Origin of the sequence: Pseudomonas sp. P8_229 (assembly GCF_034008635.1) — a bacterium.
Taxonomy (GTDB): Bacteria; Pseudomonadota; Gammaproteobacteria; order Pseudomonadales; family Pseudomonadaceae; genus Aquipseudomonas.
This window is the reverse complement of record NZ_CP125378.1, coordinates 4,237,747-4,262,832: the sequence shown is the minus strand read 5'-3', so window position 1 is coordinate 4,262,832 and position 25,086 is coordinate 4,237,747. Positions and strand designations below refer to the sequence as shown.

Annotated in this window: 22 protein-coding genes and 1 pseudogene; 12 read left to right on the top strand and 11 right to left on the bottom strand. The window is 61.3% G+C overall.

From position 1 onward, the window contains the following. Window positions 1–122 precede the first annotated feature (122 nt). Window positions 123–1,328 (top strand): cysteine desulfurase, encoded by a 1,206-nt coding sequence (locus tag QMK55_RS19120; protein ID WP_320329754.1) that lies wholly within the window; start codon window positions 123–125, stop codon window positions 1,326–1,328. Next, window positions 1,325–1,729, top strand: a complete 405-nt coding sequence (locus QMK55_RS19115) for a SufE family protein (RefSeq protein WP_102355647.1) — start codon at window positions 1,325–1,327, stop codon at window positions 1,727–1,729. The genes QMK55_RS19120 and QMK55_RS19115 overlap by 4 nt, the downstream gene beginning before the upstream one ends. Window positions 1,730–1,828: 99 nt before the next feature. Here the strand turns inward: QMK55_RS19115 and tcdA are convergent, their stop codons facing one another. Further along, window positions 1,829–2,647: a tRNA cyclic N6-threonylcarbamoyladenosine(37) synthase TcdA gene (gene tcdA / locus QMK55_RS19110; protein WP_102355646.1), complete on the bottom strand. Its 819-nt coding sequence runs from the start codon at window positions 2,645–2,647 to the stop codon at window positions 1,829–1,831. A gap of 393 nt (window positions 2,648–3,040) precedes the next feature. On the opposite strand from tcdA, the gene QMK55_RS19105 reads away from it, so the two are divergent. The 4 genes from QMK55_RS19105 to QMK55_RS19090 all read left to right on the top strand — a co-directional run bounded on the left by QMK55_RS19105 (window position 3,041) and on the right by QMK55_RS19090 (window position 8,197). Further along, on the top strand, window positions 3,041–5,632 hold the full coding sequence (locus QMK55_RS19105) for a glycosyltransferase (protein WP_320329753.1): 2,592 nt from the start codon (window positions 3,041–3,043) through the stop codon (window positions 5,630–5,632). A 151-nt stretch (window positions 5,633–5,783) separates the two neighbouring features. Then, window positions 5,784–6,935: a succinyl-diaminopimelate desuccinylase gene (dapE, locus tag QMK55_RS19100; RefSeq protein WP_102355644.1), complete on the top strand. Its 1,152-nt coding sequence runs from the start codon at window positions 5,784–5,786 to the stop codon at window positions 6,933–6,935. Beyond that, a complete protein-coding gene (locus tag QMK55_RS19095; protein WP_102355643.1) occupies window positions 6,935–7,744 on the top strand; it encodes a putative RNA methyltransferase in 810 nt (269 codons plus the stop codon). The genes dapE and QMK55_RS19095 overlap by 1 nt, the downstream gene beginning before the upstream one ends. Window positions 7,745–7,819: 75 nt before the next feature. Beyond that, window positions 7,820–8,197, top strand: coding sequence for a hypothetical protein (locus tag QMK55_RS19090; protein ID WP_102355642.1), 378 nt, complete (start codon window positions 7,820–7,822; stop codon window positions 8,195–8,197). Between the two features lie 140 nt (window positions 8,198–8,337). Here the strand turns inward: QMK55_RS19090 and QMK55_RS19085 are convergent, their stop codons facing one another. Next, window positions 8,338–8,547, bottom strand: coding sequence for a cold-shock protein (locus QMK55_RS19085; protein WP_102355641.1), 210 nt, complete (start codon window positions 8,545–8,547; stop codon window positions 8,338–8,340). Window positions 8,548–8,784: 237 nt separating this feature from the next. On the opposite strand from QMK55_RS19085, the gene plsB reads away from it, so the two are divergent. From plsB to QMK55_RS19065, 4 genes are all read left to right on the top strand, one after another. After that, window positions 8,785–11,283 (top strand): glycerol-3-phosphate 1-O-acyltransferase PlsB, encoded by a 2,499-nt coding sequence (plsB, locus tag QMK55_RS19080; protein ID WP_320329752.1) that lies wholly within the window; start codon window positions 8,785–8,787, stop codon window positions 11,281–11,283. Between the two features lie 97 nt (window positions 11,284–11,380). Then, complete coding sequence (locus tag QMK55_RS19075; protein ID WP_320329751.1) at window positions 11,381–12,067, top strand: hypothetical protein; 687 nt, start codon at window positions 11,381–11,383, stop codon at window positions 12,065–12,067. 50 nt (window positions 12,068–12,117) lie between these two features. Then, window positions 12,118–12,516, top strand: a complete 399-nt coding sequence (locus QMK55_RS19070) for a YbaY family lipoprotein (protein ID WP_320329750.1) — start codon at window positions 12,118–12,120, stop codon at window positions 12,514–12,516. 21 nt (window positions 12,517–12,537) lie between these two features. Continuing rightward, window positions 12,538–13,227, top strand: coding sequence for a DUF4197 domain-containing protein (locus tag QMK55_RS19065; protein WP_102355638.1), 690 nt, complete (start codon window positions 12,538–12,540; stop codon window positions 13,225–13,227). A gap of 63 nt (window positions 13,228–13,290) precedes the next feature. Here QMK55_RS19065 and QMK55_RS19060 read toward each other — a convergent pair. The 3 genes and pseudogenes from QMK55_RS19060 to QMK55_RS19050 form a co-directional block, all read right to left on the bottom strand. After that, window positions 13,291–13,671 (bottom strand): annotated as a pseudogene (locus QMK55_RS19060) (DUF6124 family protein); the annotation flags it as partial. A gap of 1,006 nt (window positions 13,672–14,677) precedes the next feature. Next, entirely contained in the window at window positions 14,678–17,746 is a 3,069-nt protein-coding gene (locus QMK55_RS19055) for an efflux RND transporter permease subunit (RefSeq protein ID WP_320329749.1), read from the bottom strand. A 6-nt stretch (window positions 17,747–17,752) separates the two neighbouring features. Further along, window positions 17,753–18,865, bottom strand: coding sequence for an efflux RND transporter periplasmic adaptor subunit (locus QMK55_RS19050; RefSeq protein ID WP_320329748.1), 1,113 nt, complete (start codon window positions 18,863–18,865; stop codon window positions 17,753–17,755). A gap of 94 nt (window positions 18,866–18,959) precedes the next feature. Between QMK55_RS19050 and QMK55_RS19045 the strand changes: the two genes are divergently transcribed. Beyond that, entirely contained in the window at window positions 18,960–19,595 is a 636-nt protein-coding gene (locus tag QMK55_RS19045) for a TetR/AcrR family transcriptional regulator (RefSeq protein WP_102358492.1), read from the top strand. A 114-nt stretch (window positions 19,596–19,709) separates the two neighbouring features. Here QMK55_RS19045 and QMK55_RS19040 read toward each other — a convergent pair whose 3' ends face one another. After that, a complete protein-coding gene (locus QMK55_RS19040; RefSeq protein ID WP_102358491.1) occupies window positions 19,710–20,492 on the bottom strand; it encodes a class I SAM-dependent methyltransferase in 783 nt (260 codons plus the stop codon). A gap of 93 nt (window positions 20,493–20,585) precedes the next feature. Between QMK55_RS19040 and QMK55_RS19035 the strand changes: the two genes are divergently transcribed. Next, window positions 20,586–21,206 (top strand): energy transducer TonB, encoded by a 621-nt coding sequence (locus QMK55_RS19035; protein WP_320330267.1) that lies wholly within the window; start codon window positions 20,586–20,588, stop codon window positions 21,204–21,206. Window positions 21,207–21,239: 33 nt separating this feature from the next. On the opposite strand, the gene QMK55_RS19030 is transcribed toward QMK55_RS19035, so the two are convergent. The 5 genes from QMK55_RS19030 to adk form a co-directional block, all read right to left on the bottom strand. Continuing rightward, window positions 21,240–22,076 (bottom strand): isocitrate lyase/phosphoenolpyruvate mutase family protein, encoded by an 837-nt coding sequence (locus QMK55_RS19030; RefSeq protein ID WP_320329747.1) that lies wholly within the window; start codon window positions 22,074–22,076, stop codon window positions 21,240–21,242. Between the two features lie 33 nt (window positions 22,077–22,109). Next, window positions 22,110–22,970, bottom strand: a complete 861-nt coding sequence (locus QMK55_RS19025; RefSeq protein WP_320329746.1) for a DUF72 domain-containing protein — start codon at window positions 22,968–22,970, stop codon at window positions 22,110–22,112. Further along, complete coding sequence (locus tag QMK55_RS19020; protein ID WP_003222071.1) at window positions 22,970–23,278, bottom strand: hypothetical protein; 309 nt, start codon at window positions 23,276–23,278, stop codon at window positions 22,970–22,972. Before QMK55_RS19020 ends, QMK55_RS19025 begins: the two co-directional genes overlap by 1 nt. Window positions 23,279–23,565: 287 nt before the next feature. Then, window positions 23,566–24,240 (bottom strand): tRNA (adenosine(37)-N6)-threonylcarbamoyltransferase complex dimerization subunit type 1 TsaB, encoded by a 675-nt coding sequence (tsaB, locus tag QMK55_RS19015; RefSeq protein WP_320329745.1) that lies wholly within the window; start codon window positions 24,238–24,240, stop codon window positions 23,566–23,568. Between the two features lie 93 nt (window positions 24,241–24,333). Continuing rightward, entirely contained in the window at window positions 24,334–24,981 is a 648-nt protein-coding gene (adk, locus tag QMK55_RS19010; RefSeq protein WP_025112233.1) for an adenylate kinase, read from the bottom strand. Window positions 24,982–25,086 lie beyond the last annotated feature (105 nt).

Below are 25,086 nucleotides of genomic sequence, written 5' to 3'. Positions count from 1 at the left end.
GACGGCTCGACGATTCGACCTGCTCGCGAAGCTCTTGGCGTTCTCAGGGACGTCTTCGCGAGCAGGCTCGCTCCCACAAGGTTTGGCGTACATCCCGCCCCTCTTCACCAGGGCTAAAAACTGTGATGATTCCCTCTCCCTGGCGCGCCGATTTTCCGGCCATCGCCGCCCTGCAACGGCAAGACCAGACCTATCTGGACAACGCCGCCACCACGCAAAAACCCCAGGCCCTGCTCGACGCACTGACGCATTACTACGCCAACGGCGCAGCCAATGTGCATCGCGCGCAGCACCTGCCCGGCGCCCACGCCACGCAGGCGTTCGAAGACAGTCGGCTCAAGGTTGCCCAGTGGCTGAATGCCGGTGACAGCGGGCAGATCATCTTCACCCACGGCGCCACCAGTGCGCTGAATCTCCTGGCGTATGGCCTGGAACATCTTTTCCACCCGGGCGATGAAATTGTCATCAGCGCCCTGGAGCATCACGCCAACCTGCTGCCGTGGCAGCAACTGGCGCAGCGTCGCGACCTGAAACTGGTGATCCTGCCGCTGGACGCCGACGGCGTGATCGACCTCGGCGCCGCCGTACGCCTGATCGGTCCGCGCACTCGCTTGCTGGCGGTCAGTCAGTTGTCCAATGTGCTCGGTGCCTGGCAGCCGCTGCCGGCACTGTTGGCGATGGCCAAGGCGCAGAACGCGCTGACCGTGGTCGATGGCGCGCAAGGTGTGGTGCATGGTCGCCACGACGTGCAGGCGCTGGGTTGCGACTTCTATGTGTTTTCCAGCCACAAGCTGTACGGCCCCGATGGCCTCGGCGTGCTGTTCGGGCGCAACACAGCGCTTGAGCAACTGCAGCCGTGGCAGTTCGGCGGCGAAATGGTGCTGGAAGCCAACTATCACGACGCGCGTTTCCGCCCTGCCCCGCTGGGTTTTGAAGCGGGCACGCCGCCGATTGCCAGCGTGATCGGATTGGGTGCAACCCTCGACTATCTGGCCGGGCTCGATCAGGACGCGGTATCCGCCCATGAAGCAGCGCTGCACGACTATCTGCTGCAAGGCCTCGCCGCCCGTAACGGCATTCGCCTGCTGGGCAAACCGCAGCTGGCGCTGGCAAGTTTTGTCGTCGAGGGCGTGCACAACGCTGATCTGGCGCACCTGTTGACCGAGCAAGGTATCGCCGTGCGCGCCGGGCATCATTGCGCCATGCCGTTGCTCAAAAGCCTTGAGCTGGCCGGGGCGATTCGCGTGTCGCTGGCGTTGTACAACGATTCCGAGGATCTGGAACGCTTCTTCGAAGCACTGGATCAGGCGCTGGAGTTGTTGCGATGAGCCTGCCGGTCGAAGCCGCCGAGGCGTTGCAGACTTTTCAGAATGCGGCTGGCTGGGAACAGCGCGCGCGGTTGTTGATGCAGTTTGGTGATCGTTTGCCGCCGCTGGATGACGCGGACAAGTGCGAGGCCAACCGGGTGCATGGCTGTGAGAGTCAGGTGTGGCTGGTTGGGGAATTGCGTGACGGTCATTGGCAATTCAGCGCCAGCAGCGATGCGCGGATGATTCGCGGGTTGGTGGCGTTGTTGCTGTTGCGGGTTAACGGCTTGTCGGCGGCTGAGTTGCAACAGGTTGATCTGCCAGACTGGTTTAATCAACTCGGCCTTTCGCGCCAGCTATCGCCATCGCGCAGCAATGGCTTGAATGCCGTGCTCCAGCGAATGAATGAGTTGGCCGGTTAATCGCCTTCGCGAGCAAGCCCGCTCCCACAGGGGATTTGTGAACACCACAGATCCAATGTGGGAGCGGGCTTGCTCGCGAAGGGGCCAGCAGCCACAACATCAAACCTGAGGTTTAATGCGATCCGCCGGGCGCCGAACGCCCGCCACAATCTTGTCCACAGCCTTGGTCGCCGCGACCATGCCGAACGTCGCCGTCACCATCATCACCGCGCCAAACCCGCCCGCGCAGTCGAGCTTCACGCCATCGCCGACAAAACTCTTCTGCAGACAGATGCTGCCATCGGGTTTCGGATAGCGCAGCTGTTCAGTGGAGAACACGCACGGCACGCTGTAATGGCGGGTCACGGTGCGCGAGAAGCCGTAGTCACGACGCAGGGTCGAACGCACTTTCGAGGCCAGTGGATCGTTGAACGTACGGTTGAGGTCGCAGACCTGAATCAGCGTCGGATCAATCTGCCCGCCGGCACCGCCGGTGGTGATGATCTGGATCTTGCGGCGTTTGCACCAGGCAATCAGCGCAGCCTTGGCGTTGACCGCGTCGATGCAGTCGATCACACAATCGATGTTCGGCGTGATGTACTCGGCCATGGTGTCGCGGGTGACGAAATCGGCCACCGCGTGCACCGTGCAGTCCGGGTTGATCCCGCGCAGACGCTCGGCCATCACTTCGACCTTGGGTTTGCCGACAGTGCTGTCCAGCGCATGCAACTGCCGGTTGGCGTTGCTGACGCAGACGTCGTCGAGGTCGAACAGCGAAATCTCGCCCACGCCACACCGGGCCATGGCTTCCGCCGCCCAGGAACCGACGCCACCGACGCCGACAATCGCCACATGGGCCGCACGCAGGCGCTCGAGGCCCTCGATGCCATACAAACGGGCGATGCCTGCAAACCGTGGATCTTCTGTACTCATGACCATTACCCCAAAAACCGGCGCGCATTATAGGGCCGTCGGCGGCCAAGAGCATCTTTGACGCTATGAACGGTGAACGCAGCCGTTTTATACAAACCCTGTGGCGAGTGAGCTTGCTCCCGCTGGGTCGCGAAGCGGCCCTCAAAAAAGCGGCCTGCGTCGCAGTCCAGCGGGAGCAAGCTCCCTCGCCACAGGAAATTGATGCCACACTGAACAAAGTTTTCTCTTACAAGCTGTTACTAAAGAACTTAAATCAGGTTGGACTGCCCAATGTCCGGCATTTCCCTGTCCGGTGTACGAGCAGTGAACTGCCGGTGTAGGATTCGCGCCCTTTGCTAGTCAGAAAGCCGCAATACCAACCGATCCTTCGTTCCACAGCCTTTGGAACCCGAAATAGCTATGTCATCGCGTAAATTTGGTCTCAACCTGGTGGTGGTTCTGGCAATCGCCGCCCTGTTCACCGGTTTCTGGGCGCTGATCAACCGCCCGGTCTCCGCGCCCAACTGGCCGGAGCAGATCTCCGGTTTCTCCTATTCGCCATTCCAGCAGGGTCAATACCCACAGAAGGATCAGTATCCGACTGACGATGAAATGCGCCGCGACCTGGAGATCATGAGCAAGCTGACGGACAACATCCGTATCTACTCGGTCGACGGTTCCCTGCAGGACATCCCGAAACTGGCGGAAGAGTTCGGTCTGCGCGTGACCCTCGGGATCTGGATCAGCCCCGACCAGGAACGCAACGAGCGGGAAATCCAGCGCGCCATCGAACTGGCCAACACTTCGCGCAGCGTGGTTCGCGTGGTGGTCGGCAACGAGGCGATCTTCCGCAAGGAAATCACTGCCGAACAACTGAGCGTGCTGCTTGATCGCGTGCGTTCAGCGGTGAAGGTGCCGGTGACCACTTCCGAGCAGTGGCACGTCTGGGAAGAACACCCGGAACTGGCCAAACACGTCGACCTGATCGCTGCTCACGTGCTGCCGTACTGGGAATTCATCCCCGTCGACAAGGCCGGGCAGTTCGTCTTCGACCGCGCCCGCGACCTGAAAAAGATGTTCCCGAAAAAACCGTTGCTGCTGTCCGAAGTCGGCTGGCCGAGCAACGGTCGCATGCGCGGTGGCGCCGATGCGTCGCCGGCGGATCAGGCAATCTACCTGCGCACCCTGGTCAACAAGCTTAACCGCCAGGGCTTCAACTACTTCGTGATCGAAGCCTTCGACCAGCCGTGGAAGGCCAGTGACGAAGGTTCGGTAGGCGCCTACTGGGGCGTGTTCAACGCTGCGCGCCAGCAGAAATTCAACTTCGAAGGCCCGGTAGTGGCGATCCCGCAATGGCGCGTGCTGGCCATCGGTTCGGTGGTGCTGGCGCTGCTGTCGCTGACCCTGCTGATGATTGACGGCTCGGCGCTGCGCCAGCGTGGCCGTACCTTCCTGACCTTTATCGCGTTCCTCTGCGGTTCAGTGCTCGTGTGGATCGGCTACGACTACAGCCAGCAATACAGCACCTGGTTCAGCCTGACGGTGGGTTTCCTCCTAGCGCTGGGTGCGCTCGGGGTGTTCATCGTATTGCTGACCGAGGCGCATGAACTGGCCGAAGCGGTCTGGACCCACAAGCGCCGGCGTGAATTCCTGCCGGTGGTGGGCGACTCGGACTACAGACCGAAAGTCTCGATCCACGTACCTTGCTACAACGAGCCACCGGAGATGGTCAAACAGACCCTCGACGCCCTGGCCGCCCTCGATTACCCGGACTATGAAGTCCTGATCATCGACAACAACACCAAGGACCCGGCCGTGTGGGAGCCGGTGCGCGACTACTGCGAAACCTTGGGCCCGCGCTTCAAGTTCTTCCACGTATCGCCCCTGGCCGGCTTCAAGGGCGGCGCGCTGAACTACCTGATTCCGCACACCGCCAAGGACGCCGAAGTCATCGCGGTGATCGACTCCGACTACTGCGTGCACCCGAACTGGCTCAAGCATATGGTGCCGCACTTCGCCGATCCGAAAATCGCCGTGGTGCAGTCGCCGCAGGATTACCGCGACCAGAACGAAAGCACCTTCAAGAAGCTCTGCTACGCCGAATACAAAGGCTTCTTCCACATCGGCATGGTCACCCGCAACGACCGCGACGCGATCATCCAGCACGGCACCATGACCATGACCCGGCGTTCGGTTCTGGAAGAGTTGGGCTGGGCCGACTGGTGCATCTGTGAAGACGCCGAGCTCGGTCTGCGCGTGTTCGAAAAAGGTCTGTCGGCGGCGTATTACCACGACAGTTACGGCAAGGGTCTGATGCCGGATACCTTCATCGACTTCAAGAAGCAGCGTTTCCGCTGGGCCTATGGCGCGATCCAGATCATCAAGCGCCACACCGGCAGCCTGTTGCGCGGCAAGGACACCGAGCTGACCCGTGGCCAGCGCTACCACTTCCTCGCCGGCTGGTTGCCGTGGGTCGCGGACGGCATGAACATCTTCTTCACCGTCGGCGCGCTGTTGTGGTCGGCGGCGATGATCATCGTGCCGCAACGGGTCGATCCGCCGCTGCTGATCTTCGCGATCCCGCCTTTGGCGCTGTTCGTATTCAAGGTCGGCAAGATCATCTTCCTGTACCGTCGCGCCGTCGGCGTGAACCTCAAGGATGCGTTCTGCGCGGCGCTCGCGGGCCTGGCGTTGTCGCACACCATCGCCAAAGCGGTGCTGTACGGCTTCTTCACCAGCAGCATCCCGTTCTTCCGCACGCCGAAAAACGCCGACAACCACGGCTTCTGGGTGGCGATTTCCGAAGCGCGCGAAGAGCTGTTCATCATGCTGCTGTTGTGGGGCGCGGCACTGGGGATCTACCTGGTGCAAGGCATTCCGAGCAACGACATGCGCTTCTGGGTGGCGATGCTGCTGGTGCAGTCGCTGCCGTACCTGGCAGCGCTGATCATGGCGTTCCTCTCGTCGCTGCCAAAACCGGCAACGGAGCCTGAACCGGCGCCTGTCGTCTAATTCCTCGACGAAGCACTAAACGGCGGCCAATGGTCGCCGTTTTGCTTTAAGATAACCGCCATTTTGCAGGGCTTGGCGGCGTTCGGCTCATTGGCCGAACCCAATTCCTACAGTTAGTCCGCGCCCACATTCATGATCTCCGGAGTTTTCCATGACGGCCCACGCCGACCTTTCGCCGACCCTCCAACTCGCCATCGATCTGATCCGCCGTCCGTCCGTGACGCCGGTCGACGCCGATTGCCAGAAGCAGATGATGCAGCGCCTGGGCGATGCCGGTTTCACCCTCGAGCCGATGCGCATCGAAGATGTGGATAACTTCTGGGCCACCCACGGCAACGACGACGGCCCGGTGCTGTGCTTCGCCGGCCACACCGACGTGGTGCCGACCGGTCCGGTAACGGCCTGGCAGATCGACCCGTTCAACGCGCTGATCGATGAACACGGCATGCTCTGCGGCCGTGGCGCAGCGGACATGAAAGGCAGCTTGGCGTCGATGACCGTGGCCGCCGAGCGTTTCGTCGCCGACTACCCGAACCACAAGGGCAAGGTCGCGTTCCTGATCACCAGCGACGAAGAAGGCCCGGCGCACCACGGCACCAAAGCGGTGGTTGAACGTCTGGTGGCGCGCAAGGAACGTCTGGACTGGTGCATCGTCGGAGAACCGTCGAGCACCACGCTGGTCGGTGACGTGGTGAAAAACGGTCGTCGCGGCTCGCTGGGCGCCAAGCTCACCGTGCGCGGCGTGCAGGGTCACGTGGCCTACCCGCATCTGGCGAAGAACCCGATCCACCTCGCGGCCCCGGCGCTGGCCGAGCTGGCCGCCGAGCACTGGGATCACGGCAACGATTTCTTCCCGCCGACCAGTTTCCAGATTTCCAACCTCAATTCCGGCACCGGCGCGACCAACGTGATCCCGGGTGATCTGGTGGCGGTGTTCAATTTCCGTTTCTCCACCGAATCCACCGTCGAAGGCCTGCAGAAACGCGTGGCCGACATCCTCGACAAGCACGGTCTGGACTGGCACATCGACTGGGCGCTGTCCGGTCTGCCGTTCCTCACCGAACCGGGCGCGCTGCTCGACGCGGTGTCGTCGAGCATCAAGGACATCACCGGCCGCGAGACCAAGGCGTCGACCAGTGGCGGTACTTCCGACGGTCGCTTCATCGCGACCATGGGCACCCAAGTGGTTGAGCTGGGCCCGGTCAACGCGACCATTCACCAGGTCAACGAACGCGTGCTGGCGACCGATCTCGATGTACTGACCGAGATCTACTACCAGACCCTGATCAAGTTGCTCGCCTGATGCTCGCGTGCCCGATCTGCAGTGAACCGCTGAACAGCGTGGACAACGGCGTGGTGTGCCCTGCCGGCCACCGCTTCGACCGCGCGCGCCAGGGTTACCTGAACCTGTTGCCGGTGCAGCACAAGAACAGCCGCGATCCTGGCGATAACCAGGCGATGGTCGAGGCTCGCCGTGACTTCTTGAATGCCGGGCACTACGCGCCGGTGGCCAAACGTCTGGCCGAGCTGGCGGCGGGTTATGCGCCGGCGCGCTGGGTCGATATCGGGTGCGGCGAGGGTTACTACACCGCACAGATCGCCGATGCCCTGCCGGACGCCGATGGCTACGCGCTGGACATCTCCCGCGAGGCGGTCAAACGCGCCTGCAAGCGCAACCCCTCGCTTACCTGGTTGATCGCCAGCATGGCCCGCGTGCCCCTGGCGTCGGGCAGTTGCCAGTTTCTTGCGAGTGTTTTCAGCCCGCTGGACTGGGAAGAAGCCAAGCGCCTACTGAGTGTCGGCGGCGGCCTGATGAAGGTCGGCCCGACCAGCGGCCACCTGATGGAACTGCGCGAACGGCTGTACGACGAAGTGCGCGAATACACCGACGACAAGCATCTGGCCCTGGTGCCCGAAGGCATGGCGCTGGCGCACAGTGAAACCCTGGAATTCAAACTGACGCTGGACAAACCCGAGGATCGCGCCAACCTGTTGGCGATGACGCCCCACGGCTGGCGCGCCAGTGCCGAACGCCGCGCCGCAGTGATCGAACAGGCCGAGCCGTTCGTGACCACCGTGTCGATGCGCTACGATTATTTCGTTCTTCAATAACTTTTGGTCTCGGGCAAGTGCCCGGGGCCGGCTAAATCCGCGAATGGATTTTTCAGACCCGCAGTGAGGACATCCATGCGCCAACCGGATATCGAGATTTACCTGAAAGACGCCGACGTCGACCACAAGGCCATTTCCGCCTGGCTCGGCGCCGCGCTGGGCCCGTGCAGCGACTGGGTTCAGAAAGGCCAGACCTACAAGTGCAAGGCCGGCAACATCCCAGTGACCTGGCTGCCAAAAGCCGTCGGCAAATGGAACAGCCTGTACCTGGAAAGCGATGCGACCCCATGGGACGACGACATCGCCTGCGCCCGCGCAGCCTTTGCCGCGCTGAACGTCGAAGTGCGTTGCGCGCCGGGAACGTGGATCGAGGAAGAAGGTGAAGAGACCGCCGATCGCTGGATCCGGATCAGCGAAGACGGTGAAGAAGAGATCACCTGGAAAACCGCATAACAACAGGCGACGCAGATCCAAATGTGGGAGCGGGCTTGCTCGCGAATGCGGTGTATCAGTCCATATCAATATTGACTGATACACCGCATTCGCGAGCAAGCCCGCTCCCACAGTGGTTTTGGGTGTTTTGGAGATTTGTATTACAGACCTACCACATCCTCAGCCTGCAACCCCTTCTCCCCCGTCACCAGCGCATATTCAACCTGCTGCCCTTCAGTCAGCGAGCGATGCCCTTCACCGCGAATCGCGCGGTAGTGCACGAACACGTCCACCCCGTCGTCGCGCTGAATGAAGCCGTAGCCCTTGGCGTCGTTGAACCACTTCACGTTGCCGGTTTCACGTGTTGCCATCTGTTCATACTCCTTTTTTATTATTGAACAGGCTTTTCGCAGGAAAGCCTTTGCGGAACGTCAGCCTGCGCCCGACGTCCATAAAGGCCCCCGGCGACAGATTGCCGAGTATATGACAGGCGCGAAAACTCTCAACAGGAGATTACTTCGCCGCTTTTTTGCCGATTTTCAGCGAATCCGGCACACTATCGACCGCCCGAGCAAATGCTCGGTTTTATTCACTCACGCAGAAGCCGTATGACCCGTTCCCCGTTCCGCCGTCTTGTGTTTGGCACCTTGCGCCGACTGTTGTACCTCTGGGTTCGCTCGGAGACGATCAACCAGTCGTCGTTCACCCTCAACCTCGACCGCAGTCGTCCGGTGTTCTACGTCCTGCAAAACCCCTCGCTCACCGATCTGGCGGTGGTTGACACCGAGTGCACCAAGGCCGGGCTGCCGCGTCCGGTGCTGCCGGTGTCGGTGGGGTCGCTGATCGAACCGGCGGCGTTCTTCTACCTGACGCCGGACCCGGACTGGCTCGGCCGTCAGGACAAGCGCGGTGCGCCGCCGACCCTGACCCGACTGGTCAGCGCCCTCACCCAGAACGCCGCCGAAGACGCGCAGATCATTCCGGTCAGCGTGTTCTGGGGCCAGTCGCCGGACAGCGAAAACAGTCCGTGGAAGCTGCTGTTCGCCGACAGCTGGGCGGTCACCGGGCGCTTGCGTCAACTGCTGAGCATCATCGTCCTCGGGCGCAAAACCCGCGTGCAGTTCTCGGCGCCGATCCACCTGCGCGAACTGATCGAGCACAACAAGGGCCACGAGCGCACCGTGCGCATGGCCCAACGCATCCTGCGCGTGCACTTTCGCAACCTGAAGGCGGCGGTGATCGGCCCGGACATCTCGCACCGGCGCAATCTGGTCAAAGGCCTGCTCAACCAGCCACTGGTCAAGCAAGCGATCCTCGACGAAGCCGAACGCGAAAACATCTCTGCGGAAAAGGCCAAGGCCCAGGCCCTGCGCTACGGCAACGAGATCGCCTCGGACTACACCTACACCGCGATCCGTTTCCTCGAAGTGGTGCTGAGCTGGTTCTGGAACAAGATCTACGACGGGATCAAGGTCAACCACATCGAAGGCGTGCAAAAGGTCGCCCAGGGTCACGAAGTGATCTACGTGCCGTGCCACCGCAGCCACATCGACTACCTGCTGCTCTCGTATTTGCTGTTCCGTAACGGCCTGACCCCGCCGCACATTGCCGCCGGGATCAACCTGAATATGCCGGTGATCGGCAGCCTGCTGCGGCGCGGCGGCGCGTTTTTCATGCGCCGCACGTTCAAGGGCAATCCGCTGTACACCTCGGTGTTCAACGAATACCTGCACACTCTGTTCACCAAAGGCTTCCCGGTCGAGTACTTCGTCGAGGGCGGCCGCTCCCGTACCGGGCGCATGCTGCAACCGAAAACCGGCATGCTCGCGATCACCCTGCGCAGCTTCCTGCGTTCGTCGCGGATGCCGATCGTCTTCGTGCCGGTGTACATCGGTTACGAGCGCGTGCTGGAAGGTCGTACCTACCTTGGCGAACTGCGCGGGGCGAGCAAGAAAAAAGAGTCGATCTTCGACATCTTCAAAGTCATCGGCGCGCTCAAGCAGCGCTTCGGTCAGGTCGCAGTGAACTTCGGTGAGCCGATCAAACTCGCGGAGTTCCTCGACAGCGAACAACCGGACTGGCGCCAGCAGGAACTCGGCCCGCAGTACAAACCGGCGTGGCTCAACGAAACCACCAATCGCCTTGGCGAGAAAGTCGCGCAGCACCTGAACGAAGCGGCGGCGATCAACCCGGTCAATCTGGTGGCGCTGGCACTGCTGTCGACCACCCGCCTGGCACTGGACGACCGGGCCATGGCGCGGGTGCTGGATCTGTATCTGGCATTGCTGCGCAAAGTGCCGTATTCGCCGCACACCACCTTGCCGCAAGGCGACGGCCGTGCGCTGATCGAGCACGTGAAGGACATGGATCTGCTGTCCGAGCAGAACGATGCGCTGGGCAAGATTCTGTATCTGGACGAGCAGAACGCCGTCCTGATGACCTACTACCGCAACAACGTGCTGCACATCTTCGCCCTGCCGGCGCTGCTGGCGAGCTTCTTCCAGAGCACCTCGCGCATGAGCCGCGAACAGATCCTGCGCTACACCCGTGCGCTGTATCCGTACCTGCAGGCGGAGCTGTTCATTCGCTGGAGCCTGGACGAACTCGACGCCGTGGTCGATCAATGGCTGGAAGCGTTCGTCGAACAAGGCCTGCTGCGTTTCGAGAAGGACGTGTACCTGCGCCCCGCTCCGAGTTCGCGGCACTTTGTGCTGCTGACCCTGCTGTCGAAAAGCATCGCGCAGACCCTGCAGCGCTTCTACATGACGGTCTCGCTGCTGCTCAACGCCGGGCAGAACAGCATCAGCGCCGAAGAACTGGAAGACCTGTGCACGGTCATGGCCCAGCGCCTGTCGATCCTGCACGGCCTGAACGCCCCGGAGTTCTTCGACAAGAGCCTGTTCCGTCACTTCATCCAGACCCTGCTGGATCTCGACGTGCTGCACCGCGACGAGGCCGGCAAGCTGAGTTACCACGAACTGCTCGGCGAACTGGCCGAGGGCGCGGCCAAGCGCGTATTGCCGGCGGAGATTCGCTTGTCGATTCGTCAGGTGGCGTTGCATCGCAGTGAAGATGCTGCGGAAACCGCTGTAACGCCGCCAGTCTGAAATTTGCCGACAACTAACGGGCGTACCGTTCGGTTCCCCCGTTAGTTGATCCATGAATTAATAGGCTCTCTCAAACAATCACGATAAGGATATCGAGATGAGCCTGTTAAACGACCACACTTCGGCAGTCACTTTAAACTTCAGTTTACCAGCAGCCTTTCAAATCCCCCTCGATGGTGACAATGAAACCATTGTCACCATCGAGGTGGTTAATCCGAAGCTGTCGACGCCCATCAAGGAACAGCGCTTTGCAAGGCTGTTCGAAGGCGACTGGAAGTTCGAATTCCTCCATCCCTATACAGATATCGGCGTGAAGTACCGAATTACCGTCCGGATGTTCCACAAGCACCAACCCTTGCTGCTTGATCAGGAATACTTTGTCATCGTCAACAAGCTGCCTCATCGCCAGACCGTGCACCTGAGCCCGATCGGGCTGTTATATGTTGAAGTTCAAGAGCCGGAAAACTTCCCGACCGAAGAAGCAGTCACCATCAGCCTGCATGAGGCCGACAGTCCCGAAGTTGAACTGGTGCGGGTCAGCCACGACGAACAGACCGCCACTTCGTTCTATCTGAAATATGACCCGGCCAGTGTCACTCCCGGCAAGCGTTATGCACTCAGCGGCATCGAAAACCGCTACCACCAACGCATTCCGGTCAGTCCCGGGCGAATAGAACTTTCCCCGCCGCCACGCGAACAACGCTCGTGGTTAATTCAGGCCATGGCGCAGTGGTTGGAAAAACCCTTACGTTTGTTCACTGACGCTGACAGCAAAATCCGCTAGATTTCCTTCGGCGCCGGGATTCTTCCGGCGCACATGTCTCAGAGGTCCCGATGAAAAAACTCACCCTTCTCGCCGCTGCCACCCTGTTGAGCGCCTGCCAGTCGACCACCCCCGCCGGTAAAGTCGGCCTCGACGGCGAAGTGTTCTACCTGCAACGCATCGCCCTGCCACCGAGCGCGACCTTGAGCGTGAGCCTGCAAGACGTATCGCTGCCCGACGCCCCGGCGGGGGTCCTCGACGAACAGAAAGGCCCGGTCAAAGGCCAGGTGCCGCTGCCGTTTCATTTGAGCTACGATCCGGCGCAGGTCAAACCCGGCCACCGCTACTCGGTCAGCGCGCGCATCGAAGTCAACGGCGAGTTGATGTTCATCACCACCGAAAACCACGCCGTGCAACTGGACGGCAACGATCCGCAGCCGCTGAAAATCCGCGTCGACGCCATTCGCTAATTATCTATCAAGGAAGCTGCCATGTTCCGCCCTACCCTTCGCTTCGCCGGCCTGTGCGCGGGCTTGATGATCTGCGCCAACGCACTGGCGCTGTCGCTCAGCGACCTGTCACAACAAGACGCCAGCGGCGGCCTCAAGGACGCCCTGACCCAAGGCGCGCAACTGGCCGTCAAACAACTCGGCACCCCGGGCGGTTTCAGCAACAACCCGCAAGTGAAAATCGAACTGCCGGGCAAACTCGGTAAAGTCGCCGGCAAGATGAAAGCCTTCGGCATGGGCGCCCAGGTCGACGAACTCGAAACCGCGATGAACAAGGCGGCGGAAAACGCCGTGACCCAGGCTCAGCCGATCCTCGTCGACGCCGTGAAGAAGATGACCGTGGCCGACGCCAAAGGCATCCTCAGCGGCGGCACCGACTCGGCTACCCAATACCTGGACAAATCCAGCCGCGAACAGATCCGCGCCAAGTTCCTGCCAATCGTCAAACAAGCCACCGACAAAGTCGGCGTAGCACAAAAGTACAACGCCTTCGCCGGCCAGGCCGCGACCCTGGGCGTGGTGGATGCGAAGAGCGCCAACGTCGAAAACTACGTCACCGAACAAGCGCTGAACGGCCTATTCGAAATGATCGGCAAACAGGAAGAAACCATTCGCAAGAATCCGGCTGCTGCGGCGACCGGTCTTGCGAAAAAGGTGTTCGGGACTTTGTAAGCGATCCCGATGCAAACAAAAGCCCGCTGAACCTGTGAAGGTCAGCGGGCTTTTTGTTGCCTGTCAGTCTTGCGGATCGACTTGATCAAGGACGCGGTTTACCGACAGCTCAGCGAGCGAAATCATCTGCTGGATGCCGAGAAGCTGACTGCACGTCGGGACGCTCAGGGTAAACGCCAACGCACTGGCCATGACATTGGCCGAGGCGAGTGTTTCACAGGCATGGGCCAGCAGGGTTTCGGAATCGACTTCGGGGAGGACGGTGAAGATTGTGCTGGGCTGACTGACGGGCTTGGGGTGTTTTTCAGCCTGGGGCAGCAGGTAGTGATCGAGCGCGCGCAGCGCTGCGTCGTGGAGCTTGAGCGAATCGAGGAAGGCGTAGGGGGAGACGGGGTCGGTTGGTCGTTCAAGGGTGGTTTCGGGTTCGGATTCGGGGGGATTGGGGGGTGTCGGAGATTGGTCGGCTCGTAGGCCGCCTTCGCGAGCAGGCTCGCTCCCACAGTGGGATTGGGTGCAGGCAGTTGGAGAGTGGTCGGCTGTCTGGTCGCCTTCGCGAGCAAGCCCGCTCCCACAGTGGGATGGGGTGCAGGCAGTTAGAGAGTGGTCGGCTGTCTGGTCGCCTTCGCGAGCAAGCCCGCTCCCACAGTGGGATGGGGTGCAGGCAGTTGGAGAGTGGTCGGCTGTCTGGTCGCCTTCGCGAGCAAGCCCGCTCCCACAGTGGGATGGGGTGCAGGCAGTTGGAGAGTGGTCGGTTCGCAGGCCGCCTTCGCGAGCAGGCTCGCTCCCACAGTGGGATTGGGTGCAGGCAGTTGGAGATTGGTCGGCTGTCAGGCCGCCTTCGCGAGCAGGCTCGCTCCCACAGTGGGATTGAGTGCAGGCAGTTGGAGAGTGGTCGGCTGTCTGGTCGCCTTCGCGAGCAAGCCCGCTCCCACAGTGGGATGGGGTGCAGGCAGTTGGAGAGTGGTCGGCTGTCTGGTCGCCTTCGCGAGCAGGCAGGCTGGCTGGCTCCCACAATTTTGAACTGTGTGCATCGCACGCGGCGCAGCCGCCCCACTCAACAGGATGAGCGCAAGCTCGGCTGCAGCTGTTGATCTGCTGGCCCCATCGGCAGGCTGAGTGGAGGGGGTCATCCGGGGGGGGGGAGCGCAGCGACCGTTTGGCGAAGCCAAACACATCGAGAGGAGGTGCAGCGAAGCAAACCGTAGGCGATGCCCCCGGATGAACCCCGCAACGAAGGAACCCGAGCCTAAGCGAGGGCTGTACGCCGGGGCCCAGCCTTTTGGTTACTTTTTGGCGTCTGAAAAAGTGACTCGCCGTAAGGGCGAAACCGCCAGCCGCAACCCCCGAACCAACGGATAAACCCCCAACCCCCCCCAAAACCCCCAAAACCCCCAAAACCCCCAAAACCCCAGGAGCATGGTCGGCCCAAAGGCCGCCAAGTCCAAAAGCCTCAACCCTCCCGACGAACCCTGAACCAAGCCGCATACAAAGCCGGCAAAAACAGCAGAGTCAAAGCCGTAGCCACAATCAACCCGCCCATGATCGCCACCGCCATCGGCCCGAAAAACACACTGCGCGACAACGGAATCATCGCCAACACCGCCGCCAAAGCGGTCAAAACAATCGGCCGAAACCGCCGCACAGTCGCCTCGATAATCGCCTGCCAAGGCTTAAGCCCAGAAGCAATATCCTGCTCGATCTGATCCACAAGAATCACCGAGTTACGCATGATCATCCCCGACAACGCGATCGTCCCCAGCATCGCCACAAACCCGAACGGCTGACGGAACACCATCAGAAACAGCACCACACCGATCAACCCCAGCGGCGCCGTCAGAAACACCATCGCCGTACGCGAGAAACTGCGCAGTTGCACCATCAGCAACGTCAGCACTACCACAATGAACATCGGCACCCCGGCGTTCACCGACTTCTGCCCACGCTCCGAATCCTCCACCGTGCCGCCAACATCCAACAGATACCCATCGGGCAATTCGGCACGAATCGGATCAAGCGTCGGCTGAATCTGCTGCACCAGCGTCGCCGGCTGCTCCTTGCCATAGATGTCGGCACGCACGGTCACAGTCGGCAGGCGATTGCGATGCCAGATGACCCCCTCCTCAAAGCCATATTCCAGCGTGGCAATCTGCGACAACGCCACACTGCGACCGTTATCGGTCGGCACCGCCAGACTCGGCAGCAACGACAACTCGGTACGCTCATGCACCGTGCCGCGCAGCAGAATCTCGATCAACTCGTTGTCCTCGCGGTACTGGCTGACGCTGGAACCGGTCAACGAACTCTGAAGGAATTTCGCCAGATTGGCGGTGCTCACGCCCAAGGCACGGGCACGGTCCTGATCGATGTTCAGGTACACCACCTTGCTCGGTTCTTCCCAGTCCAGGTGCACATTGACCACGTGCGGGTTCTCGCGCACCTTGGCCGCCACTTTGCGCGCCAGCGCGCGGACTTCCTCGATGTGTTCACCGGTGACGCGGAACTGCACCGGATAGCCAACCGGCGGGCCGTTTTCCAGACGCGTGACCCGCGAACGCAGGGCCGGGAATTGCTCGTTCAACGTGCTGATCAACCAGGTGCGCAGGGTCTCGCGCTCCTCGATGTTTTTCGCCAGCACCACAAACTGGGCAAAGCTCGCCGCCGGCAGTTGTTGATCCAGCGGCAGGTAGAAACGCGGTGAACCGGTGCCGACATACGCCACATAATTGTCGATGCCGGCGTGATCCTTAAGCATCGCTTCCAGGCGTTTGACCTCGGCCGTGGTGTTGGCCAGCGACGCGCCTTCGGCCAGTTTCAGATCGACCATCAACTCCAGTCGATTGGAGGCCGGGAAGAACTGCTGCGGCACGAAACGGAACAGCATCACCGAAGCGATGAACAGCCCCACCGTCAGCACAATCACGGTCTTGCGGTGCGCCACGCACCACTGCACCAGACGTCGCACCCGTTGATAGAACGGCGTGCCATACGGGTCCGCCTGGCCATCAGTCGTGCCGTGTCTGGCGGCGTGAATCTTCGCCAGATCCGGCAGGAGTTTTTCCCCCAGATACGGCACGAACATCACCGCCGCCACCCATGAGGCGAGCAACGCAATAGTCACCACCTGAAAGATCGAACGGGTGTATTCGCCGGTACCGGACTGCGCCGTGGCAATCGGCAGAAAGCCGGCGGCGGTGATCAGCGTGCCGGTGAGCATCGGGAACGCGGTACTGGTCCAGGCGAAGCTCGCCGCCCGGATCCGGTCGAAGCCCTGCTCCATTTTGATCGCCATCATTTCCACGGCGATGATCGCATCGTCCACCAGCAAGCCCAGCGCCAGCACCAGCGCGCCGAGGGAGATCTTGTGCAGGCCGATGCCGAGGTAATACATGCAGGCGAAGGTCATCGCCAGCACCAGCGGAATGGTCAGCGCGACGACCATGCCGGTGCGCACGCCGAGGGAGAAGAAGCTCACCAGCAACACGATTGCCAGCGCCTCGACCAGCACCTGGACGAATTCGCCGACACCGGTTTTCACCGCCGCCGGTTGGTCGGACACCTTGCGCAGTTGCATGCCGGCCGGAAGGCCTTTCTGCAGGCGCGAGAACTCGCCTTCCAGCGCCTTGCCCAGCACCAGAATGTCACCGCCGTCCTTCATTGCCACCGCAAGGCCGATGGCGTCTTCGCCCATGAAGCGCATGCGCGGCGCCGGTGGATCGTTGAAACCGCGATGCACATCGGCGACATCGGAGATGCGGAACGTCCGATCGCCGACCCGGATCGGAAAATTCTTGATCTCGTCGACGGTCTGAAAATTCCCCGAGACCCGCAGCTGCACACGCTCGCTGCCGGTTTCGAAGAAGCCGGCGGTGGACACCGCGTTCTGCTCTTCCAGTGCTTGCTGTACAGCCGCCAGCGGCAAACCGAGGGTCGCGAGTTTGACGTTGGACAGCTCGACCCAGATTTTCTCGTCCTGCAAACCGAGCAAATCGACCTTGCCCACATCCTTGACCCGCTGCAGCTGGATCTGGATACGGTCGGCGTAATCCTTGAGCAGCGCGTAGTCGAAACCGTCGCCGGTCAGCGCATAGATATTGCCGAACGTGGTGCCGAATTCATCGTTGAAAAACGGCCCCTGAATTCCCGGTGGCAAGGTCTGGCGAATGTCGCTGACCTTCTTGCGCACCTGATACCAGAGGTCGGGGATGTCCACCGAATGCATCGAGTCGCGGGCAATGAACGTGACCTGGGATTCGCCCGGGCGGGAGAACGACACAATGCGTTCGTACTCACCGGTTTCCATCAGTTTCTTTTCGATGCGTTCGGTGACCTGACGCGAGACTTCCTGCGCGGTCGCCCCCGGCCAGCGAGTCTGGATCACCATGGCCTTGAAGGTGAACGGCGGGTCTTCGCTCTGGCCCAGCTTGGTGTAGGACAAGGCGCCGACGATGGCCAGCAAAAGCATCAGGAACAGTACGATCTGGCGATTACGCAACGCCCATTCGGAAAGGTTGAAGCGCATCGGGACTTACTCCTTGTCCGCCAGATTGACCATACGGTTGGAGCGATCCACGGGACGCACCTGCTGACCATCGAGCAACACGTGAACGCCGGCGGCGACCACCCAGTCGCTGGCGTTCAGGCCTTCGAGCACCGGCACGCTTTTCTCGCCGAACGGGCCAATGCGCACCGGGGTCTTTTTCAAGGTGTTGTTGGCGCTGACGACCCAGACGTAGGTCGCACCGTTTTCCGCAGTCAGCGCCGAGAGCGGCACCGACAGCGGTACGGCATCGGCCGACTGCACAAACACCCGGGCGCTCTGGCCGAGCTCGGCCGGGACTTTGCCACTGGTAAACGAGATGCGTGCGGCGAAGGTGCGGGATTTCGGATCGGCTGCCGGCGACAGCTCACGAATCTGCCCGGCGAAGCGCTGGTTCTGCTGCGTCCACAATTCAACGGTGACTGGCTGGCCGACCTTGAAACGTCCGAAGCTCTGCTCCGGCAGGCTGATCGACACTTCGCGCTCGCCATCGGTGGCGAGGGTGAACACGGTTTGTCCGGCGGCGACCACCTGCCCGACTTCCACCGATCGCTTGGCCACCACGCCATCCTGCGGCGCACGCAGCACAGCGTAACTGGCCTGGTTGGTCGAGACGTTGAATTCGGCCTTGATCTGCTTGAGGCGGGCTTCGCCGGAGCGGTAGAGATTTTCCGCGTTGTCGTAGGCCGAACGGCTGACCATCTGCCGCTCCATCAAGGTCTTGTAGCGATCACGCTCGGCGCGCACCAGGTTCAGATTGGCTTCGGCGGCAGCGACTTGCGCGCGCGTGGCTTCGAGTTGCAGGCGCACGTCCTGCGGATCGAGTTCGGCGAGTGGCTGATCAGCCTTCACGCGCTGACCTTCTTCGACCAGTCGTCGGCTGACTTTGCCGCCGATGCGGAATGCCAGATCGGGTTCGTAGCGGGCGCGAACCTCGCCCGGATAACTTTCCATCGCCTGCGCCGAAGGCTCTGGCTGCACCACCATGGCCGGTCGAATGCTGACTTGCGCCGCCTCTTCCTGACCGCATGCTGCCAACAAAAAAGCCAGGCTGACTGGCAATGCAAATGGCCACATGAGGTGCAGTGCATGACGGAACATGGTGACGGACCTTTCGCTAATGGTGCTTGGAATATTTATACTGGCCGGTATGGTATTAATAGCAAACTCACCAGTCCAGTATTAAAAGCGAAGAATGTCGAACAATCTTTCAGCTCCAAACGGCCCGGGCCGTCCGAAGGATCCGGCCAAGCGCCGGGCGATCCTCGATGCGGCGAAAATCCTGTTTCTGAGTCAAGGCTACGCCAACACCAGCATGGACGCGGTCGCCGCCGAGGCTGGTGTGTCGAAGTTGACGGTCTACAGCCACTTCAACGACAAGGAGACGCTGTTCTCTTCCGCCGTGATGGCCAAATGCGAGGAGCAGTTACCGCCGCTGTTCTTCGAACTGCCCGCCGGCATCGCCGTGGAAAATGTGTTGCTGAACATTGCCCGAGGCTTTCACCAACTGATCAACAGCGATGAATCGGTAAATTTGCACCGTTTGATGATGGCGCTGGGCACGCAGGATCCGAAGCTCTCGCAGATCTTCTTCGAAGCCGGTCCCGAGCGCATGGTGCAAGGGATGGAGCGGCTGCTCAAGCGCATCCACGAAACCGGCGCGTTGAGCATCGACCAACCACGTAATGCGGCCGAGCACTTCTTCTGCCTGATCAAGGGCGCGGGGAATTTTCGCTTGCTGTATTGCTGCGGTGAGCCGCTGAGCGAAGAAGCGGCAGAGAGTCATGTGCAGGAGGTGGTGGGGTTGTTCATGCGGGCGTATCGGCCGTGAGTTTTCAGCGTCTGTTCTGACGCCTTCGCGAGCAAGCCCGCTCCCACACTGGATTTGTGAACGACACAGATCAAATGTGGGAGCGGGCTTGCTCGCGAATGGGGCGACGCGGTCTCAGGCCTTGAGCGCTTTCTTCGGGTAGATGTCATACCGGCTCGACTTGCCATCCAGCGCATGGCTCGGTTTCGGCCCGTCGATGCACGGCGCCTTGCGCGGACGCTTGACCACCACGCGGTGGGTCGCCAATGCCAGCGCCGCTTCCAGCAGCGCCGGTGCATCCGGATCATCACCGACCAGTGGCCGGAACAGGCGCATCTCTTTCTTCACCAGTGCGGTCTTCTCGCGATGCGGGAACATCGGGTCAAGGTAGATCACCTGCGGTGGCTCGCCTTCCCAGTTGCGCATGACCTCGATCGAGTTGCCCTTGAGCAGCTTCATCCGCGCGACAATCGGCGCCACGTCGAAATCTTCCGCCGCCCGCGCCAGACCGTCCTCCAGCAGTGCGCCGATCAGCGGCTGGCGTTCGATCAGGCTCATCTCGCAGCCCAGACTCGCCAGCACGAACGCGTCCTTGCCCAGCCCGGCCGTGGCGTCCAGCACCCGTGGACGCACGCCTTGGGCGACGCCGACCGCCTTGGCGATCATCTGCCCGCTGCCGCCACCGTACAAACGCCGGTGCGCCGCGCCACCCTCGACAAAATCCACCCGCACCGGCCCCGGTGCATCCGGGCCGAGCTGTTGCAACTGCAAACCTTGCTCGCCCAGTTGCAAGGCGAACTCGCCGTCGGCCATCTCCATCGGCAGGCCCAGACGCTCGGCCCACTGCTCGGCTTGCGCTTCAAACGTCGGGCTCAAGGCCTGGACATGGATGCGGCAGGCCGCGGGTTGCTCAATCATGAAAACACGCTCAAAAAAGTTAAGGATCGGCAAAAAGTGGCCGATAAACCAATCAACGCGCATTTTGCCAGAGCTGAGCGTCAACCGAAAAAAATGTCAGGCATTCTTCCCACATCGATTGGCTACATTTCGCCCAAGGGCGACTTCAGCCGTCATAACACTCAAGCATTGGGCGGCGTCAGTCACCTGTGGCAGGATTTCTTTGCCCAGGCCCTGGCCGAACAATCGAGTGATGTGGTGCCGGCCTGTGGCACGTTTCCGCCGGTTGACCTGAACAGCCCTGAAGAGCCGACCCTGGGCAGCGAGCTCCACGCGCACATCGTCGAACAGCGTCAGTGCGACGTGGTCGACACCGAAGTGCGTCCGCCGGAGCCGCTGTTCCTGCCGATCGCCGAGTTCGAAACCGATCTGCTGGACAAGCCGTTCCCACCGTTCCCGCCAGAAGAACTCAAGGCTCAGCAAGGGCAACAGGACTTCGACAGCAGTTGGGTCCGCCCGATCGTGATCAACAATGGTCAACCGTTGCCAGAGCCTGGTCCGGCACCGCAGAAGAAGCCGCTGTACCTGCCGATTGCCGAATTCGACCTCGATCTGCTGCAAAAACCTTATCCGCCGTTCCCGCCGGAAGAAATCGTCGAGCAGCAAAAAGCGCTGGACTTCGATAATGGTTGGGCGCGTCCGATCGTTCTGCAAAACCTGCGCCTGGCCGCCTGATACCTCAGTAATACATTCCCCAGCGCCCCACACTCAGCCTTTGAAAAACTGATTGGCCTTGGCGTACGGCATCGACTGTGAAGTGAAGCCGAAAGTGCCGCGGTGTTGGATCTCTTCAGCCGCGCGGAAAAACTCGCCGAATGCCGCCAGCGCCAATGCCGAACCGGTACTGATGCGCCGCACGCCCATTTCTTCGAGCTCCTGTGCGGTCAGTTTCAAACCGCCGGACATCAACACGTTGACCGGCTTGGGCGCCACCGCGCGCACCACTGCCAGCACTTCTTCGGCATTGCGCAAACCCGGCGCGTACAACACGTCGGCACCGGCTTCGGCGAAGGCCTGCAAGCGGCGGATGGTGTCGTGGATATCGGGATTGCCGTGCAGGTAGTTTTCCGCACGGGCAGTCAGGATGAAGGGAAATGGCAGCGTGCGCACGGCAGCGACGGCGGCTTCGATCCGCGCCACGGCGTGTTCGAAGCAATAAATCGGCGCGTCGGCACGGCCCGTGGCGTCCTCGATCGAACCACCCACCGCCCCCGCCTCAGCGGCGCGCAACAGGCTTTTAGCGCACTCGACGGGGTCATCAGCGAAACCGTTTTCCAGATCCACTGCCACCGGCAGATCGGTGGCCGCGACAATCGCCCGAACGTTGACCAAGGTTTCATCGAGACTCAAGGCGCCGTCGGCCTTGCCTTGGGAAAACGCGTAACCGGCACTGGTGGTCGCCAGTGCCTGATAGCCCAGGCTGGCGAGCATCTTCGCGGAACCTGCATCCCACGGATTGGGAATGACGAAGATCCCCGGACGCTCGTGCAGGGCCTTGAAGGCCTGGGCTTTGCGGGCTTGTTCGTGATCGGCTTGAGCGTCCATCGGCAGGCTCCTGGGCAAGAATGAAAATCCGCCTCAGAGCAGGCCAAGTTGCTCGGCGGCGGGTTCTCTGTATAGCTCAGGCAGGGATGGCAGGCCAGGCAAACGTTGCATCAGTTGTGCGTGAAAACGTTGCGCCAGCTTCGCCGCCATGATGTTGTCGGCGGTGTGCAGGAAGATGTACGGCATGCGGCCCTCTTCGATCCACTCGGCGATTTTCGCCACCCACGGCAGCAGAAACGGGTCGTTGGCCTCAAGCTCGGGATGGCCGATGAAACGCACCTGCGGGCACTGCGTGAACGCCGCTGGCCGCGTCGGCACCCGGGGCTTTTTCGATTGCGCGTGGATCACCGAAGACTCGGTCGACAGGCAACTGAACAACGCGCGCGGATCGAGGCAGATGCGCTCCACGCCACGGTCCAGCAACAGGCGATTGAGCAGACGCTCGCTCTCGCCCTTGGCAAAGAATTGCTCGTGACGCACTTCTACCGCCAGCGGCCGGTCCAGCGCGTCGATGAACGCGGTCAGCTCCGGCAGTCGATGTGGGGTGAAGCTTTTCGACAGTTGCAGCCACAGCGGCGAAACACGTTCGCCGAGCGGCTCGAGGAGTTTTACGAAGGTTTCGGCGGCGCTCAGTTGATCGCGCAGGTCACCGCTGTGGCTGATATCGCCGGGGAACTTGGCGGTGAAGCGAAAGTGTTCGGGCATGGTCTCGGCCCAGCGCTGAACGGTGGCAGGCGAGGGGCTGGCGTAGAAGGTCGTGTTGCCTTCCACGGCGTTGAAAACCTGGGAGTAGAGACTGAGGAAGTCGGAGGTCTTGGCGTCTTCGGGGTACAGATACTCGCGCCAGGCGTTTTCACTCCAGGACGGGCAACCGAGGTAGTAAGGCAGCGCCATCAGATGTACAGGTCGAGGCCCAGCACATCCGCATCCCAATCGACAAAACCGGCGGTGCTCAGGTAGCTGGCCAGGGCCATCGCTACGCTTTTGCTCATGGCGCGGTGATAAATCATGTCTTGCTGACGGGCAGGCAGATTGGCCAGGCGTTGTGCGGAGGCTTTGGCAGCGCGGGCGGCCAGTTGCTCTTCGGTCGGGAATTCCAGCTCGCCGTCGATATCGTCGACGGACTCATCCAGCGCCACGTTGCCTTTGCGAGGCTTGCGCTTGATCGGGTAGGACTGAGAGGAAAGGCCGTCTATACGCATAAATTCATGCTCGGTATCGATGATGGCAATTTAGCGGCACCTGACCGACTTAGCAAATCGCCGAGTGATAACTAGAACACATAAAGCGCAAAAGGTTTAAAGCGCAGGGTTGGAAACTGACGATTGGCAGAATTTGGAATAAGTCGCGGGGATTGTGGAAGGCTTTGTGGTGAGGGGATTCATCCCCGACCGGCTGCGAAGCAGTCGCAGATTCTGGAGAGCCGCTTCGCGACCCATCGGGGATAAATCCCCTCACCACAGAAGCTGCCCACAATAGAAATCTGGCCTCAGCGAGCCTTTGGGGTGGCGACCTTGTCGCGCAGATAAACCGGTTGCGCGTCATCCGCCGGGATCGACTCACCACGCTCCCAGGCAAAGCGCGCCAGGGTCAGCAGGTCTTCGGCGTGAGGCAGCATGCCGGCATCAGAACCACTCAGATTGACCGCGATCCGCTCGCCGTAACCCCATCCCGTCCCGGCACCGAACCACTCGCCGCTGGCATCGGCCGGCAGCGCCGCGACTTCCGGTGGCAGTACCGCTTCGGCGCCGACCAAGCGCATCTCCCCCGCCATCTCGCGATAGCAACCCCAATACACTTCATCCATCCGCGCATCGATGGCCGCCGCGACCTGGCTCACGCCGTGTTCGCGATACGCACGCTGCGCCAGCACGGCCAGGTTCGACACCGGCAGCACCGGACGATCCAGGGCAAACGCCAGGCCTTGCACCACACCGACGGCGATGCGCACACCGGTAAACGCGCCAGGACCGCGACCGAAAGCAATGGCGTCCACCGCCTGCAACGTGGTGCCGGCGTCGGCCAGCAGTTGCTGGATCATCGGCAGCAGCTTCTGCGCGTGCAGACGCGGGATCACCTCGTAATGGCTCGTGACCTTGCCGTCATGCAGCAAGGCAACGGAGCAAGCTTCGGTCGCGGTGTCCAGGGCCAGCAAGGTGCTCATCGATGTTTCCAAAACAGGTGGGAGAAAAAGTGCGTCAGTATAAACAACTACGGCCCGCAAGCGGGCCGTGGATGATGCAGCGGATCAGCTTTTTCAGCTCAGCGCTTCGAGCACCTTGGCGGTGATCGCTTCAACCGAACCAACGCCCGGAATGTGGCTGTATTTCGGCTTGCCGTTGGCAGCGGAGAGCTTCTGGTAGAAGTCCACCAGCGGCTTGGTCTGCGAATGGTAGACCGACAGGCGATGACGCACGGTTTCTTCGGTGTCGTCCTTGCGCTGTACCAGATCGTCGCCGGTGACGTCGTCTTTGCCGGCCACTTTCGGCGGGTTGTAGACGATGTGGTAAACGCGGCCGCTGGCCTCGTGAACGCGACGACCGGCGATACGCTGAACGATTTCTTCGTCTTCAACAGCGATTTCAACCACGGCGTCCAGCTCGACACCGGCAGTCACCAGCGCTTCAGCCTGCGGAATGGTGCGCGGGAAACCGTCGAACAGGAAGCCATTGACGCAATCTGGTTGAGCGATGCGATCCTGCACCAGCGCGATGATCAGGTCATCCGACACCAGGCCGCCGGCATCCATGATGCTCTTGGCTTGAACGCCCAGTGGAGTGCCAGCCTTGACCGCAGCACGCAGCATGTCGCCGGTGGAGATTTGCGGAATGCCGAATTTCTCGGTGATGAACTTAGCCTGAGTACCTTTACCGGCCCCGGGAGCTCCCAGCAGAATGACGCGCATCGATGTGCTCCTCAATTTTTTATATAGAAAACAACGGGATTCGCCTCTTTGGGCCAATCTCAAAAAAACGGGTCGTGGCCGCACAAACGGCCAAAGGCTGATCAA